The organism is Azospirillum sp. (genome assembly GCF_035628975.1).
GTDB lineage: Bacteria > Pseudomonadota > Alphaproteobacteria > Azospirillales > Azospirillaceae > Azospirillum.
The window spans coordinates 35,232-50,493 of sequence record NZ_DASPIS010000035.1 but is presented as its reverse complement, the minus strand read 5'-3'; the positions used below and the strand labels follow the sequence as shown (position 1 = coordinate 50,493).

The 15,262-nt window shown below is 68.5% G+C and carries 15 protein-coding genes and 1 tRNA gene; 10 read left to right on the top strand and 6 right to left on the bottom strand.

The features are described 5' to 3' along the window. Positions 1–33: 33 nt before the first annotated feature. Complete coding sequence (locus VD964_RS07875; RefSeq protein WP_324867292.1) at positions 34–1,029, bottom strand: adenosine kinase; 996 nt, start codon at positions 1,027–1,029, stop codon at positions 34–36. A gap of 166 nt (positions 1,030–1,195) precedes the next feature. On the opposite strand from VD964_RS07875, the gene VD964_RS07870 reads away from it, so the two are divergent. The 4 genes from VD964_RS07870 (at position 1,196) to VD964_RS07855 (ending at position 4,702) form a co-directional block, all read left to right on the top strand. Continuing rightward, complete coding sequence (locus VD964_RS07870; RefSeq protein WP_324867290.1) at positions 1,196–1,654, top strand: helix-turn-helix domain-containing protein; 459 nt, start codon at positions 1,196–1,198, stop codon at positions 1,652–1,654. Beyond that, on the top strand, positions 1,651–2,919 hold the full coding sequence (fabF, locus tag VD964_RS07865) for a beta-ketoacyl-ACP synthase II (protein WP_324867288.1): 1,269 nt from the start codon (positions 1,651–1,653) through the stop codon (positions 2,917–2,919). The genes VD964_RS07870 and fabF overlap by 4 nt, the downstream gene beginning before the upstream one ends. Before the next feature lie 95 nt (positions 2,920–3,014). Next, entirely contained in the window at positions 3,015–3,710 is a 696-nt protein-coding gene (locus tag VD964_RS07860) for an EI24 domain-containing protein (protein WP_324867286.1), read from the top strand. A gap of 107 nt (positions 3,711–3,817) precedes the next feature. Further along, positions 3,818–4,702 (top strand): polymer-forming cytoskeletal protein, encoded by an 885-nt coding sequence (locus VD964_RS07855; protein WP_324867285.1) that lies wholly within the window; start codon positions 3,818–3,820, stop codon positions 4,700–4,702. 82 nt (positions 4,703–4,784) lie between these two features. On the opposite strand, the gene nth is transcribed toward VD964_RS07855, so the two are convergent. Further along, the gene (gene nth, locus VD964_RS07850) at positions 4,785–5,420 is read right to left on the bottom strand and encodes an endonuclease III (protein WP_324867283.1); all 636 of its coding nucleotides are present in this window, start codon (positions 5,418–5,420) and stop codon (positions 4,785–4,787) included. 281 nt (positions 5,421–5,701) lie between these two features. On the opposite strand from nth, the gene VD964_RS07845 reads away from it, so the two are divergent. After that, a complete protein-coding gene (locus VD964_RS07845; protein ID WP_324867281.1) occupies positions 5,702–6,178 on the top strand; it encodes a hypothetical protein in 477 nt (158 codons plus the stop codon). A 94-nt stretch (positions 6,179–6,272) separates the two neighbouring features. Then, on the top strand, positions 6,273–6,878 hold the full coding sequence (locus VD964_RS07840; protein ID WP_324867279.1) for a DUF2244 domain-containing protein: 606 nt from the start codon (positions 6,273–6,275) through the stop codon (positions 6,876–6,878). A gap of 83 nt (positions 6,879–6,961) precedes the next feature. Here the strand turns inward: VD964_RS07840 and VD964_RS07835 are convergent, their stop codons facing one another. Further along, positions 6,962–9,190: a mechanosensitive ion channel domain-containing protein gene (locus VD964_RS07835; protein ID WP_324867277.1), complete on the bottom strand. Its 2,229-nt coding sequence runs from the start codon at positions 9,188–9,190 to the stop codon at positions 6,962–6,964. 343 nt (positions 9,191–9,533) lie between these two features. Between VD964_RS07835 and VD964_RS07830 the strand changes: the two genes are divergently transcribed. Together VD964_RS07830 and VD964_RS07825 are read left to right on the top strand one after the other, a co-directional pair. Further along, a complete protein-coding gene (locus tag VD964_RS07830) occupies positions 9,534–10,247 on the top strand; it encodes a sulfite oxidase-like oxidoreductase (RefSeq protein WP_324867275.1) in 714 nt (237 codons plus the stop codon). A 72-nt stretch (positions 10,248–10,319) separates the two neighbouring features. Further along, a tRNA-Arg gene (locus tag VD964_RS07825) sits at positions 10,320–10,396 on the top strand. A 43-nt stretch (positions 10,397–10,439) separates the two neighbouring features. On the opposite strand, the gene ybaK is transcribed toward VD964_RS07825, so the two are convergent. From ybaK to apaG, 3 genes are all read right to left on the bottom strand, one after another. Then, positions 10,440–10,922: a Cys-tRNA(Pro) deacylase gene (ybaK, locus tag VD964_RS07820; RefSeq protein ID WP_324867273.1), complete on the bottom strand. Its 483-nt coding sequence runs from the start codon at positions 10,920–10,922 to the stop codon at positions 10,440–10,442. An 88-nt stretch (positions 10,923–11,010) separates the two neighbouring features. Continuing rightward, positions 11,011–11,637, bottom strand: coding sequence for a GTP cyclohydrolase I FolE (gene folE / locus VD964_RS07815; RefSeq protein WP_414637109.1), 627 nt, complete (start codon positions 11,635–11,637; stop codon positions 11,011–11,013). Between the two features lie 442 nt (positions 11,638–12,079). Next, on the bottom strand, positions 12,080–12,472 hold the full coding sequence (gene apaG, locus VD964_RS07810) for a Co2+/Mg2+ efflux protein ApaG (protein WP_149223700.1): 393 nt from the start codon (positions 12,470–12,472) through the stop codon (positions 12,080–12,082). A gap of 478 nt (positions 12,473–12,950) precedes the next feature. Here apaG and VD964_RS07805 point away from each other — a divergent pair, with 478 nt between their 5' ends. Both VD964_RS07805 and miaB read left to right on the top strand, forming a co-directional pair. After that, positions 12,951–13,655 (top strand): N-acetyltransferase, encoded by a 705-nt coding sequence (locus VD964_RS07805; protein WP_324867270.1) that lies wholly within the window; start codon positions 12,951–12,953, stop codon positions 13,653–13,655. A 192-nt stretch (positions 13,656–13,847) separates the two neighbouring features. Beyond that, entirely contained in the window at positions 13,848–15,242 is a 1,395-nt protein-coding gene (gene miaB, locus VD964_RS07800; RefSeq protein ID WP_324867268.1) for a tRNA (N6-isopentenyl adenosine(37)-C2)-methylthiotransferase MiaB, read from the top strand. The last annotated feature ends 20 nt before the right edge of the window (positions 15,243–15,262 follow it).

Here is a 15,262-nt window from a genome sequence, read left to right as displayed (position 1 = left end):
CAACGTGGTCGCGAAATGACGCGCAATTCGCGCTTACAGGACGCCCTTGGAAGCGATGAGGTCGCGCAGGTTCACTTCCGGCCGGGCGCCGACATGGCTGATGATCTCCGCCGCGGCGATGGCGCCCAGACGGCCGCAGACCGCCGGCGACAGGCCGCGGGTGTAGCCGAACAGGAAGCCGGAGGCATAGAGGTCGCCGGCGCCGGTGGTGTCGACCACGCGCTCCACAGGCTCCGCCGCCACCTCGACCACCTCGCCGCCGGAGACGATGACGGCGCCCTTCTCGCTGCGGGTCAGCGCCGCGGTCTTGCCCAGCCGCTTCACCGCGGCCAGCGCATCCTCGAACCGGTCGGTGCCGTAGAGGGCGCCGATCTCATGCTCGTTGGCGAACAGAATGTCGACATGGCGCTCGACCAGATCGACGAACTCGGCATGGTGGCGGTGGACGCAGAAGCTGTCGGACAGCGACAGCGACACCTTGCGGCCGGCGGCATGGGCGATCTCGGCCGCCTTGCGGAAGGCCTCCTTGGCGCGGGGCGGGTCCCACAGATAGCCTTCCAGATAGGTCACCTGCGAGCCGGCGATCAGCGCCTCGTCGATGTCCTCCGGCCCCAGCTCCACGCAGGCGCCGAGATAAGTGTTCATGGAGCGCTGGGCGTCCGGCGTCACCAGGATCAGGCAGCGCGCGGTCGGCGCCCCGGCAACCAGCGGCGCGCTGTCGAAGGCGACGCCCGACGCGCGGATGTCGTGCCGGAACACGTCGCCCAGCTGGTCCTTGGCGACCTTGCCGATATAGGCGCCGCGGCCGCCGAGCATGGCGATGCCGGCCATGGTGTTGCCCGCCGAGCCGCCGGAGACCTCCACGCCCGGCCCCATGCGGCCGTACAGCTCCTCCGCACGAGCGGCGTCGATCAGCGTCATCGCCCCCTTCTCGATGGTGTTGGCGGCGAGAAAGGCGTCGTCGGCGTGGGCGATCACGTCCACGATGGCGTTGCCGATGCCGGTGACGTCGTAGGCAGACGCGGCCATGGGCTCTCCTGACAGGTCAAGCGGTGAAGGCGATGTTGCGGCGCGAGTATAACCGCGGGCGCTCACATCACAAGTGCGGCTCCTGGAAGCACTCCCGATGTTTCCCGGTTGCGCCCGTCCCGGCAGTAGCTTGCATGATGAAAGTGACTATGCCACTGTCGCCGCCATGCGACGCACCCGGCTGACCGATGTCCCCTGCCCCATCGCCCGTGGCCTCGACGAGGTCGGGGAATGGTGGTCTCTGCTGATCCTGCGCGACGCGATGCGCGGCCTGACACGCTTCGACGAGTTCCAGCGCAGCATCGGGCTTGCCACCAACATGCTGACCCGCCGCCTGCAGGCCCTGGTCGAGGCCGGGCTGCTGGAGAAGCGGCCCTACCAGGAACGTCCGCTGCGCCACGGCTATCATCTGACCGACAAGGGACGGGATTTCCTGCCGGTGCTGGTCGCCATGGCCGACTGGGGCAGCCGTTGGCTGCTGCCCGGCGGGGCATTCCGCCTGGTCGACAGCGAGACCGGGCAGCCCGTCGACCCGGTGCTGGTCGACCGGAACAGCGGCGAAGCGGTCCGGCCGGAGCGGCTGCGTCCGGAATTGACGATCCCTGCAAAGGACGAAACGCAATGAGACGAGTCGTGGTCACCGGTCTGGGGGCGGTCACACCGCTCGGTGCCGGCGTGATGCCGAGTTGGCGCGCCGTTCTGGACGGGCGGAGCGGCATACGGGCGATAACCGGGATCGATGTCGCCGACCTGCCCTGCCGCATCGCCGGCCAGGTGCCGGAAAGCGGCGATGCGGCCCCGGATGCCGTCTTCAATGCCGATGCGGTGGTGCCGCCGAAGGACCAGCGCAAGATGGACCGCTTCATCCTGCTGGCGCTCGCCGCCGCGGAAGAGGCGGTGTCCGATGCCGGCTGGCGCCCGGCAGGCGCGGAGGCGCAGGAGCGCACCGGCGTGCTGATCGGCTCCGGCATCGGCGGCCTGCCGGGGCTGGCCGAGACGGCGCTGACCCTGCACGAGAAGGGGCCGCGCCGCATCTCGCCCTTCTTCGTGCCGTCGATGCTGATCAACCTCGCATCTGGCCACGTGTCGATCCGCTACGGCTTCCGCGGGCCGAACCACGCGGTCGTGACCGCCTGCGCGACGGGGGCGCACGCCATCGGCGACGCGGCCCGGCTGATTGCCATGGACGACGCCGACGTCATGCTGGCCGGCGGCAGCGAGGCGGCGCTCTGCCGGCTCGGTCTGGCGGGCTTCTGCGCCGCCCGCGCCATGTCCACGGGCTTCAACGACGACCCGGCCCGCGCGTCCCGCCCCTGGGACCGCGACCGCGACGGCTTCGTGATGGGCGAAGGAGCCGGCGTGCTGGTGCTGGAGGAGCTGGAGCATGCCCGACGGCGCGGGGCCAGGATCTATGCCGAGGTCACCGGCTACGGCCTGTCGGGCGACGCCTACCACATCACCTCCCCGGCGGAGGACGGCAACGGCGCTTTCCGCGCCATGCGCGCCGCGCTGAAGCGGGCCGGGCTGGCGCCGGAGGAGGTCGATTACGTCAACGCCCACGCCACCTCCACCCCGGCCGGCGACCCGGTGGAGATCGCGGCGGTCAAGCGCCTGTTCGGTCCGGCGGCGGCCGGCCTTTCCATGTCCTCGACCAAATCGGCGACCGGCCATCTGCTGGGGGCGGCGGGTGCCGTGGAGGCGATCTTCGCCATCCTGGCCCTGCGCGACCAGGTGGCCCCGCCCACCATCAACCTGGACGCGCCGTCGGAGGGCTGCGACCTGGACCTCGTGCCGCTGCGGCCGAAGGAGCGGCGTATCCGTCATGTCCTGTCCAACAGCTTCGGCTTCGGCGGGACCAACGCAGCGCTGGTGTTCAGCCCCTTGGCGTGACGGGGATGATGGAAGGGGGACTGGAACCCGAGGCCCGGCCGCCGTAGATATGCGGGCGGCCGCGCGCCCTTCCCCCACCGCCTCACGGACCGCCGATGATCCGCGCCCTTCTGCTCGCCTTCTCCCAGCTGACCGATCCCCGCGTGCGCCGGGTGGTGTGGACCGGCATGTTCGTCTCGGCGCTCGCCTATGCGCTGCTGGCCGGCGGAACGTGGTGGGCACTGTCGGTGACGCCGCTCAGCGGCTATGTCTGGCTCGACACCATCATCGACCTGCTGGGCGGGCTGGGGGTTCTGGTGGTGGCGTGGCTGCTGTTCCCGGCCACCGTCGGCATGGTGTCGAGCTTCTTCCTGGACGAGGTGGTCGAACGGGTGGAGGCGCGCCACTATCCGGCCCTGCCCGCCCCGCGCCAGGCCGGCTGGCTGGAGGAGCTGGCGACGGCGTTGCGTTTCCTGATCCTGGTTCTGGCGATCAACCTGGTGGCGTTGCCGATCTACATCTTCGCGCCGGGCCTGAACCTGATCGTCTTCTACACCGTCAACGGCTATCTGATCGGGCGGGAGTATTTCGAGATGGTCGCCCACCGGCGGCTGGACCGGACGTCGGCGCGGATGCTGCGGCGGGCCCGGCCGCTGAAACCTTTTTTGGCCGGGGTCGCCATCGCCTTTCTTTCGACCATCCCCTTCGTCAATTTGCTGGTCCCGGTCGTCGCCAGCGCCTTCATGGTTCATGTCCTACAGTCCATGTCGGCTCCCCTTGCGGCGGGCCGGACGACCGTGATACGCCGCTAGGCGGCACGGCCGCACACCGTCGCCTGCCCGGCGGCGCCCTTCCGGCACCGGGCCTCCAGCCCTCCGGCCCATCCCGCCACCCGTAGTCCAGATTGGGGGAACCGCTCATGCTGTTCGGACGAAAGACTCCGCCCGCCGCTCCCAAGGCCGACAGCCCCGCCCCACCGCAGCCGGGTGCCCGTCCGTACGCACCGGGCGAGGCCGGCGCCGTCTCGTCGCCGCTCGCCTCGCTGAACAATCCGGTTCCCGGCCAAATCCCTGGGCACATGCCCGGACAGATGCAGGGCGGCGACCCGACGTCCGCCGTCGCGGCCGGCGCCGCCGCACCCAGCATGGCCCACGCGCTGGCCGATGCGCAGCACGCCGCACCGGCTTATCCCGATATGCCTTCCGCCTCGAAGGGACCCGACATGAACAGCATTCCCAAGCCCCCGACCGCGCCGTCCGTGCCCGGCGCCGGTTTCAAGACCGATGTGCCGCGCCGCGTCGTCGACATGCCGGGCTCGGCCCCGCGCCAGCCGTCGATGCCCGTCGGCACCCCGGCGGCCCCGGTCGCCGCCGCTCCGGTTCCGCCCGCCCCGGTCGCCCCGGCCATGCCGGAGCAGCGCCGCCTGACCGTCGGCCGCGACATCTCCCTGACCGGCGAGATCGGGTCCTGCGACGTGCTGGTGGTCGAGGGCACGGTGGAGGCCAAGCTGCGCGAGGGCCGTCTGGTCGAGATCGCGGAGTCGGGCCTGTTCAGGGGCTCGGTCGACATCGAGGAGGCAGACATCGCCGGCCGGTTCGAGGGTGACATTGCCGTCCGCGGCCGTCTGACCGTGCGCTCCACCGGCAAGATCACCGGGTCGATCCGCTTCGGCGAGCTGGCGGTTGATGCCGGCGGCCAGCTGATCGGCGACATCCAGATCTACGGCGCGGGCACCAAGCCGGCCGCCGCCCCGGTCACGGCCACGGCGCCGGTCGAGCAGGCCCCGACGGCCGAAGCGGTCTGAACCGCTCCAGACGCAAAAAAGCCCGGCTGGCTCCCGCCATGCCGGGCTTTTTCGTGCCTCGACTTCGTTTATGGGGCACGGGTCAGGCGATGACCTTGTCCTTGAAGGCGCAGAGGTCGGCCACGGGGCAGATCGGGCAATCGGGCTTGCGGGCCTTGCAGACATAGCGGCCGTGCAGGATCAGCCAATGGTGGGCATGGCGGCGGTAGAGCTTCGGCACCGCCTTCAGCAGCTTGGCCTCCACCGCGTCCGGCGTCTTGCCGGGTGCGAGCCCGGTGCGGTTGCCGACGCGGAAGATGTGGGTGTCGACGGCGATGGTCTCCTCGCCGAAGGCGACGTTCAGGACGACGTTGGCGGTCTTGCGACCGACGCCGGGAAGCTGTTCCAGCGCCTCGCGGTCGCGCGGCACCTCGCCGCCATGGCGTTCGATCAGCAATTCCGACAGGCGGATGACGTTCTTCGCCTTGGTGTTGAACAGGCCGATCGTCTTAATGTAGTTGCGCAGCCCTTCCTCGCCCAGCACCACCATCTGTTCGGGCGTGGTGACGATTTTGAACAGCGGGCCGGTGGCCTTGTTCACGCCGACATCGGTCGCCTGGGCCGACAGGACGACGGCGACCAGCAGCGTGTAAGGATTGACGTATTCCAGCTCGCTCCGGGGTTCCGGGTTGGCGGCGGACAGGCGGCGGAAGAATTCCTGGACGGCGGCGGGCTTCATGGCAGCCACCATAGCCGCAACGGCCGGGGTTGCGCCAGAGCCGGGGAAGCAGGTGCCGGGATGCGGCGAACCGATCCAAACTGCAGCGCTGCATCGCAGATTGCGACAGAAATGGAGAGAAATCACGCCAATCCAACAGAATTCGTCGCAGGAATGGCGCTTCTCCCCGGATCCGGCGGTGGCGTATGATTTGCTGATCGGCAAGACACCGGCCGAACGCCTGTGCTTGAACCATGGATCTTCCTGGTTGTATTGCGCGGTCCGGATAAGGGTATATGGATATGACCGCTTCTTATCTTGTGGAAGTCAGGGACTGGGGACTGCACGTCCGGTTGCAGGGCCCGCTGTCGATCGACCAGCGCGATGCCGTCGCCCGCCAGGTGGAGGTGCAGTGCGCCAACCTGGGCAGCCGCGGAACGCCATGGAGCAGCCTGATCGAGTTCGACCGTTTCGAAATCGACGACTTCCGGCCCGAGATCGTCGTCGCCCTGATGAAGCTGGCTCGGCGCTGCGGCCAGCTGCGCTGTGCGGTGGTGATGACCGACTGGCATTGGGCCTCGGTGATGGCCGATGCGATGATCGCCGCCGGCACCGACGATCAGGCACGGATCTTCGTTCAGGCGGCAGGCGACACCGCAGATGCGTTGGAGGAGGCTCCCGCCGACGGGATGCCGGCCGGCGATTTCGCCAAGATGGACAGCGCCATGGCCTGGGTGCTGCACGGCGGCGTGGTGCCGATGGTGTCGAAAGCGGCATAACCCCGCCGTTCCAACACTTAATCGGCACTTAATCGGCGGATCGCTTTTCAACGGGCGGTTTTCAGCAGCGCGCCGGTCGTCTAATATTGCCGCCATGCCCATCGACATCTCCGACTCCCGGCCCGGCGACCAGCCCCACGGCCGGCCGGACGGTCAGGCCGGCGACGCTCCCCAGGGGGATCACGCCGGCAGCGGTCCCGTGCGCGTGTTCTTCGACGCCATCCTCCACCCTCACCGCAGCCTGGGCCGCAACGGCTACCGGACGCTGATGGCGGTGGTGATCCTGCTGAATCTGGTCGTCGCCGGCATCTTCATCGCCAACGGCGCCTGGCCGGTGGTTCCCTTCTGCGGGCTGGACGTTCTGGCGCTGTGGCTGGCCTTCCGCGTCAGCTACCGCTCCGCCCGCCAGTACGAGCGGGTGCGGCTGACCGAAACTTCCCTGACGGTGCAGCGGGTTCACTGGAAGGCGCCGGAGCGGCGCTGGTCCTTCCATCCCTATTGGCTGCGGATCACCCACAACGAGCGCGCCGACCACGACAGCCGCGGTCCGGCCGGTCAGGTCACGCTGAGTTCGCACGGCCAATCGGTGGGCGTCGGCAGCTTCCTGTCGCCGGCCGAGCGGTCCAGCTTCGCCCGCGCGCTGGACGACGCACTGCGCAGCTGGCGCCGCCCGCCCTGCCCGCCGGCACCGGCGGAGTAAGGATGGCACCACGGCGAAGACGGCAATGAGAACGCCCGGCAGAGCCGGGCGCTTTCCTCTCCATACAGTCGGAGCCTTGCCCCTCACGACCCCTGGCTGAGCGCCTCCGCCAGCGCGCGGTCGTGCGGGTTCTGGCCGACGACCAGCTGCATCGACTGGGTCGGCATGGCGATGCCAAGCTCGTCGAACTTCTTCTTCAGCAGGCGGTTGAACTCGCGGCTCACCCCCCACTGGCGGGTCGGGCGGGTCTTGAACTGGGCCAGGATGTTGATGCCGGTGTCGGACAGCTTGTCGACGCCCAGCACCTCCAGCGGGTTCAGGATGTCGGCGGCGAACTGCGGCTGGGCCTGCACCTCGGCACCCGTCTCCTTCAGCACGGAGATGATGCGGTCGGGGTCCTCGCGGTTGGACACCGTGACGGTGAACAGCGTGACCGAGAAGTCCTTGCTCATGTTCTTCACGGTGGTCACGGCGCTGAAGGGCACGGAGTGGACGGCGCCGGCGCCATCGCGCAGGCGGATGGAGCGGATGGAGATCGCCTCCACCGTGCCGGAATGGCCGCCGCCGACATCGACCACGTCGCCGACCGACACCGTGTCCTCGAACAGGATGAACAGGCCGGTGATGATGTCCTTGACCAGCGTCTGCGATCCGAAACCGATGGCCAGACCGACGACACCGGCGCCGGCCAGCAGCGGCGCGATGTTCACACCCAGTTCCGACAGGGTGATCAGCGACACCATCGTCACCAGCAGGATCAGAAAGGCGTTGCGCAGCAGCGGCAGCAGCGTGCGCATGCGGGCGCTGCGTTCGATCCGGGTGCCGTTCTTGTCGGTGGCACGCAGCAGATGCTCGATCAGCGCGCTCACCACCTCCCAAGCGACGATGGCGCCGGCCAGCAGCAGGCCGATGGAGATGGTGCTGCCGACGATGCGGCGGCCGGCGGCGGATTCGACCAGCTTCAGCGTGTCGACGCCCCAGCCGTTCAGCGCAACGCCCAGCGCCACCAGCCAGATGATGATCTTGCCGATGCGCTGGACGATGGGGAGATAGTGGAAGGCGCGGGTGTGCAGCTGCGGCAGGTTGCCGGCCAGATCGCGGTTCATGGTCAGGCCGCGGCGCAGCGCCCGGTTCAGCCCGCCCACCAGCAGCCGGGCCACCACCACCGCCACCACCGTCACAACGGTGCCGCGGGCCAGATACTCGAAGCCGCCATAGACGTTTAGCACCCACACGCCCAGCGTCACCACGACATAGAGGATGGCAAGGACGTGCCAGATCTCGGCGAAGCGGCGGCGCGCGGTGCGCAGGACCGCCCCCTGCCCTTCCGCCTCGCGCCGGGCGGTGGCCAGCGGGTCGCCGTCCCCCGACAGCGGGTTGCCGCGCATCCAGTCGGCCACGGCGACGCGGTTCTGCAGGATCAGCAAGATCGTCATAGCGGCGAGCACCACGCCCAGCAGCTTCAGCAGCGCGCCGTAGGCACCCAGCGGCAGGCCGAGCACATAGGCGCCCTCCGCCAGGAAATAGCCATAGACGGCAACCGCGATCAGGCGGCGCGACCAGACGTAACAGCGGCGCGCCCCGACGTCGCTGGTCTGGACGATCCGCAGATTGGGGGCGTCGGGGGCGAAGGTCATCCGCACCAGGATCAGCAGCGCCTGGGTGATGACCGTGGCGTTCACCACCGCCAGCGCCACCAGCCGCACGCGCGGCGCCGGTTCGGTCACCGACAGGATGGCATAGGCGACGATAATGAAGCCGACGATCGGCGCCAGTTCCAGCACGGCGCGGCCGAGCAGCATGGGAATGCGCAGCAGGGCGGAACCGACATGGCGGGCGGCCAGCGCATTGCGCGGCCGGGCGAGCAGCCAGGCGATGCTGCGGGCGGCCACCGCGCCGAGTCCGAGGATCATCGCCAGTTGGAAGGCGATCTGCACCCAGCGCTCACGCGCCATGTCGTCCTGCACCTGCCGCTGCACCCAGGACAGGGCGCCCGGCAGGTCGGCGAAGACGTTGGCGACCTGCACCAGCTGGCGGCTGACCACGTCCATCCGCGCCGCCAGGAAGGCCAGCGCCCGGGCGCCGATGGTCTGCGGCAGCGCCGATTCGCCCTCCGCCTCCTTGGCCTGGGCCAGCCCGCGCTGGGCGGTGATCAGGTTGCGCAGCTGCGTGACCAGCTGGGACCGGGCGTCCTGGTTCTCCAGCGTGCCGACCAGCGCCTCCAACTGCTGCACGGTCGCCTCGTCCACCACCACCGGGGCCGCGGCGGCGGACGCGGCGGGTGCCGGAGCGGTGGGTGCAGCGCCGGGCACGGGGGAAGCCGCCAGCGCGGCCGTCCCCGCTCCGGAAAGCAGGGATGCAAGCAGCAGAACGGCGAGGCCACGTGACAGGAATAGACGCCAAGCGCGTGCGAAGGGAGATGCGGCGGGCGCTGCGAACCGGATCATCGGCAAATCACTCGGGTGGTCTCGGATATGGGCGGCAGAGAACGGCAGCGGGACACGGCCGGCCGGCACCCTGGCGTGGAACTGTGGCTCCAATATGCCGGGTTTCGGGAAGTTAGTTCTCCCGCTTCCGCTTGCCAACCCGACTGTCTGTTCCTTTTTTAAGCGGGACCCATGCCGGACAAACCGAACACGTGGAAGAGGACGAGCCATGAGCGATACACCCCCCAAACCGGACGTGAGCACCGGATTGGAACCGGGCCGGGAGGTCGAACAGGAGGGTGCCGTCCGCGACAAGCTGGTCGCCGTCAAGGAGCAATGGGCCCGCGACGGCCGTGCGCTGACCGGCCATGCCGCCGACCCGGCGCGCGACCGGCTGCCGCCCGGCCAGCGGCTGGTCACGGACTGGCCGGTGCTTGACCTCGGCATCACGCCCAAGGTGACCACGGCAAACTGGACGCTCGCGGTCGACGGGCTGGTGGAGAACCCGTTGTCCTGGACGTGGGAGGATTTCCAGGCCCAGCCGCAGGAGAGTTTCGTCTCCGACATCCACTGCGTCACCACCTGGTCGCGCTACGACAACCGGTGGGAGGGCGTCAGCGCCCGCCGCCTGCTGGAACTGGCACGGCCCAAGCCGGAGGCGCGCTTCGTCGTCTTCCATTCCTTCGACGGCTACACCACCAATGTCGCCCTGTCCGACTTCGACGACGACGGCGTGCTGCTCGCCACGACCTGGGAAGGACAGCCGATCAGCCGCGACCATGGCGGGCCGGTGCGCATCGTGCTGCCCAAGCTGTATTTCTGGAAGAGTGCGAAGTGGGTGAAGCGGATCGAGCTGCTGGCCGGCGACCGCAAGGGCTATTGGGAGGTCCGCGGCTACAACAACCACGCCGACCCGTGGCTGGAGGAACGCTATTCCGACTGACGCCGTGACGCGGCTCTTCCCCCAAAAGCCACTTTCACCTTGGCAACGAAACCGTTAAGGTGCGGCGCAAGTGGCCCCGTAGCTCATCAGGATAGAGCGCGAGTTTCCTAAACTTGAGGCAGCAGGTTCGAGTCCTGCCGGGGTCACCACCGCCATTCCGGTTTCAGTCACTCCGGATTCAGTGCGCGGCGATCAATGCGCGACGATGGCGCAGACCGTCGCCTTCGTCGCCTTCGCCAGATCGGCGGGGGCCAGCACGATCTGCAGGCCGCGCCGGCCGCCATTCACCACCATTTCCGGCAGCGCTTCGGCGCTCGCGTCGATGAAGGTCGGCAGCGCCTTCTTCTGGCCCAGCGGGCTGATGCCGCCGACCAGGAAGCCGGTGGTCTTTTCCGCCAGCGCCGGGTCGGCAAGATCGGCCTTCTTCGCCTTGGCCGCCGTGGCGATGGCCTTCAAATCCAGCTTGGCCGCCACCGGAATGACGGCGCAGGCCAGTGCCTTGGGCTCCAGCTGGACGATCAGGGTCTTGTAGACGATGGCGGGGTCGAGCCCGAGCGATTCGGCGGCGTGCAGGCCGATGGCGTCGGCCGACGGGTCGTACTCGTACTCCATCAGCCGGAAGGCGACACCCGCCGCCTTCGCCGCATTGACCGCCGGTGTCACCTTCGCCGCCATGCCCAACACCCCGTATACAGCACCGCTCACTGACAGATAGCGGCGGGAGCTTGGCAGGCGGCGTTATGGGTGTAAAGGCCTCTGGAACTCACTCCATCCCGCGCGAGGTCGGGTTGCCGATCATCGTCAGGAATTCGCGGCGGGTGGAGGGATCGGTGCGGAAGGCGCCCAGCATGCGGCTGGTCACCATGGTCACGCCGGTCTTGTGCACGCCGCGGGTCGTCATGCACTGGTGCTGCGCCTCGACCACCACGGCGACGCCCTCGGGCTGAAGGACCTCGTCGATGGTGTTGGCGATCTGGGCGGTCATCTTCTCCTGGATCTGCAGGCGCTTGCCATAGGCCTCGACCAGGCGGGCCAGCTTGGAGATGCCGACGACGCGGCGGCGCGGCAGATAGGCGACATGCGCCTTGCCGATGATCGGCACCATGTGGTGCTCGCAATAGGACTCCACCCGGATGTCGCGCAGCACGACCATCTCGTCGTAGCCGTCGGTCTCCTCGAAGGTGCGCGACAGGATTTCCACCGGATCGATGCCGTAGCCGGCGAAGAACTCCTCGTAGGAGCGGACGACGCGGTCGGGCGTGCCGACCAGACCCTCGCGCGCCGGATCGTCGCCGGCCCAGCGGATCAGGGTCCGCACGGCTTCCTCCGCTTCCGCGCGCGACGGACGGGCAACCGCCTCCGGCAGGGGACGGCCAGGGCCGCGAAGCACGTTGTCCACGCCCTGGGGCTTGGCGAGCGGGGTCTTGGAAGCCGTCACGGGAACATCCTTTCCGTTACTGGGTAGCGCACTTGCGCAGACCGGCGGCGACAGCCGGGGCCGGGATCGCGCAACGCGCCCATCATGTCTAGCTCGATACGGAACCTGAGCCTCGGCGGATCAACCGAATGGCTGACAGGACGAAAGGACCCATTCTGCGAACGGAGTGGCCGCACCTGCCCCGCTTCGGTCGCCTGTGCCCTTCGGAAGCCCCAAGATGGGACGGGTCCTATGGCCTTCAAGCAGGATGCAAGGTACGGGCAGCCATGCGGCTTGTCAAAGCCAAGTGTTGAAAGCCTCGAAATCCACACGCATTCTATTGTATTATTTGCCTGCTTTTGATTTCCGGGATCGGCCTTGCTCACTCAGCCCTGCCTAATCCCCCTTGCCCGGATCAGTTCAGCTGCATCGGCTGGTGCGGGCTGTCGAGCGAGAAGGCCGGGATCGTCACGTCGAAGGCGCGGCCGTCCGCTCCTTCCATGCCGTAGGTGCCGGCCATGATGCCGGACGGCGTGCCGAGCGGCGTGCCGCTGGTGTATTCGAAATGGTCGCCCGGCTCCAGGACCGGCTGCTCGCCGACCACACCGGGCCCCCGCACCTCCTGCACGCGGCCCATGGCGTCGGTGATGCGCCAGTGGCGGGTGCGCAGCTGCACCGTCTCGCTGCCCTCGTTCTCGATGCGGACATGATAGGCCCAGACGAAGCGGCCCTCGGCCGGGGCCGACTGGTCTTCCAGGAACACGGGCTGGACGGTGACGCGGATGTCGTTGGTGACGGCGGTGTACATGTCTGGCGATCCTGGCAGACGATCCGAAGACGGCGCCGGCCGAGAAAGGGCCGGCGGCTGGGGAGTCCGGGTGGCTGGGCGGCGGTTCAGCGCAGAATAAAGTCGCCCTTCCCCACTGTCCAGAACCCGGCCGGACAATCCTCCGACATCCCTGTCCCCGTCCCGCACCGTGCCCGCACTGTGATGGATACAGTCATGCATCATCGCCGGGTCTCCACGGTCTTGCGACAGGGGGGCGACGATGATATATGCGCAAGTCCCAGCAACGGCCGAAGAGCCTTGTCCATGTCTCGTTCGCACGCCCTTCGCATCCGACGACGGAGCCTCGCACCGCGCATAGCGGTTGCGGCCGTCCTTGGGTCGCGTGCGAACGCCAAAGGCACAACGGGGACCTGACACCCCCGGCCTTCCGGCGGCGGCGCGATCCGCCCTTCAGAAGCCTTCTGAGAAGACCTTCTTCCCGCCGGGAGCCCCACGCATGATCATCACCGTCGAAGAGCCGAAGCACGCCGCCGCCATCGAAGCCCTGCTGGACGCGTCGTTCGGCCCGGACCGCTTCACCAAGACCGCCTACCGGCTGCGCGACGGCGTCGACTCGATCCCCGCCCTGAACCTCGTCGCCATCGAGCATGACGAGCATGGGCGCGAGGTGGTGGTGGGCACGATCCGCTACTGGCCGATCCTGGTCGGCGGCGCCACCCCGTCCATCCTGCTCGGCCCCATCGCGGTCGCCGCCCATCTGCAGGGCAGCGGGCTGGGCAGCAAGCTGATCCGGATGAGCCTGAACAAGGCGGTGGCGCTGGACCACCAGTCGGTGATCCTGGTCGGCGACGCCCCCTATTACGAGCGGTTCGGCTTCTCCCGCGCTTTGACGCTTGGCATGGAGATGCCGGGTCCGGTCGACATGAACCGGCTGCTGGGACTGGAATTGGTCGAAGGGGCGCTGTCGGGTGCCGCCGGCATGATCGGCAAGCCGGAACCGGCCGATGCACAGGACTCCGCCATCGGCGCCACTCCGGTTCTGGTGCAGGCCCTCGACATGCCGGCCGGCATCCAGACGGGAGACACCCCCGTCCCTTTCAGCGCCCTGTTCAACCGGACGGCGGCGGAGCGAATCTGGACTGATCGCGTGCGGCGGACCGACTGGTTCTGGCGCGGCGGGCTGCAGGCCGGGGCGGCGTGAACATTCGGGCCCTTGGTTCGGATTGCGGAAACGCCCTGTTTGCAAATAGGGGTGGGGTGAAGCGGGATTGACTCGATTCGCCCCACACGCGATACCATCTTTTCAGGAGCGACGCCGGACGGACGGCGCGCCGCGCGCCACGCAGCATCGTGAGCGCGCTATTCGTTTTTGTTCTGAGCGGAAGGGTGCGGGTTGACCAAGAAGCTGTTCATCAAGACCTGGGGCTGCCAGATGAACGTGTACGACTCCGCCCGGATGGCGGATGTCCTGGCACCGCTGGGCTACCAACCGGTCGATGAGCCGGACGGCGCCGACATGGTGATCCTGAACACCTGCCACATCCGCGAGAAGGCGGCCGAGAAGGTCTTTTCCGAGCTTGGCCGCCTGCGCCAGATGAAGGACCGCAAGGCGGAGGCCGAGGACGGCCGGATGATCCTGGCGGTCGCCGGCTGCGTCGCCCAGGCCGAGGGCGAGGAGATCGTCGCCCGCGCCCCCTTCGTCGACATGGTCTTCGGCCCGCAGACCTACCACACCCTGCCGGAGATGGTGGCGAAGGCCAGCCGCGCCGCCGGCAGCGTGCTGAACACCGATTTCCCGGCCGAATCCAAGTTCGACTTCCTGCCGGAGGAAGCCGGCAGCCAAGGCGTCTCCGCCTTCCTGGCGGTGCAGGAGGGCTGCGACAAGTTCTGCACCTTCTGCGTGGTGCCCTACACCCGCGGCGCGGAGTTCTCCCGCCCCGCCGACCAGATCGTTGCGGAAGCGAAGCGGCTTGTCGCCGGCGGCACGCGCGAGATCAACCTGCTGGGCCAGAACGTCAACGCCTGGCACGGCGACGGGCCGGACGGCACCACCTGGGGCCTTGGCCGGCTGGTCCGCGAACTGGCGGAGATCGACGGGCTGGAGCGCATCCGCTACACCACCTCGCACCCGCGCGACATGGCCGACGACCTGATCCGCGCCCATGCCGAGATGCCTCAGCTGATGCCCTACCTGCATCTGCCGGTGCAGGCGGGGTCGGACCGCATCCTGGCGGCGATGAACCGCAAGCACACCGCCGACGACTACCGCCGTCTGGTGGACCGGCTGCGCACCGCCAAGCCCGATCTGGCGATGTCCGGCGACTTCATCGTCGGCTTCCCCGGCGAGAACGACGCCGATTTTGCCGCGACGCTGAAGCTGGTCACCGAGATCGGCTATGCCCAGGCCTATTCCTTCAAATACAGCCCGCGCCCCGGCACCCCGGCTTCGGTCGACGGGGCCCAGGTGCCGGAAGAGGTGAAGGAGGCCCGGCTGGCGGCGCTGCATCAGCTGTTGAACGCCCAGCAGGTCGCCTTCAACCACAGCTTCGTCGGGCGCAGCGTCCCGGTCCTGTTCGACCGGGTCGGACGGCGCGACGGCCAGCTGCTGGGCCGCAGCCCGTGGATGCAGTCGGTCCATGCCGAGGCGAACGAACGGCTGCTCGGCCGCATCGTCGAGGTGCGCGTGGATGCCGCCCTCGCCAACAGTCTGGCCGGCACCGTGGTCACGGGTGAATACATCACCGCCTCTCCCTTCCAGCCTGCCGTAACCTTGGAGGCAAGCGCTTGAACGGTCTGCCCGAACGGCGT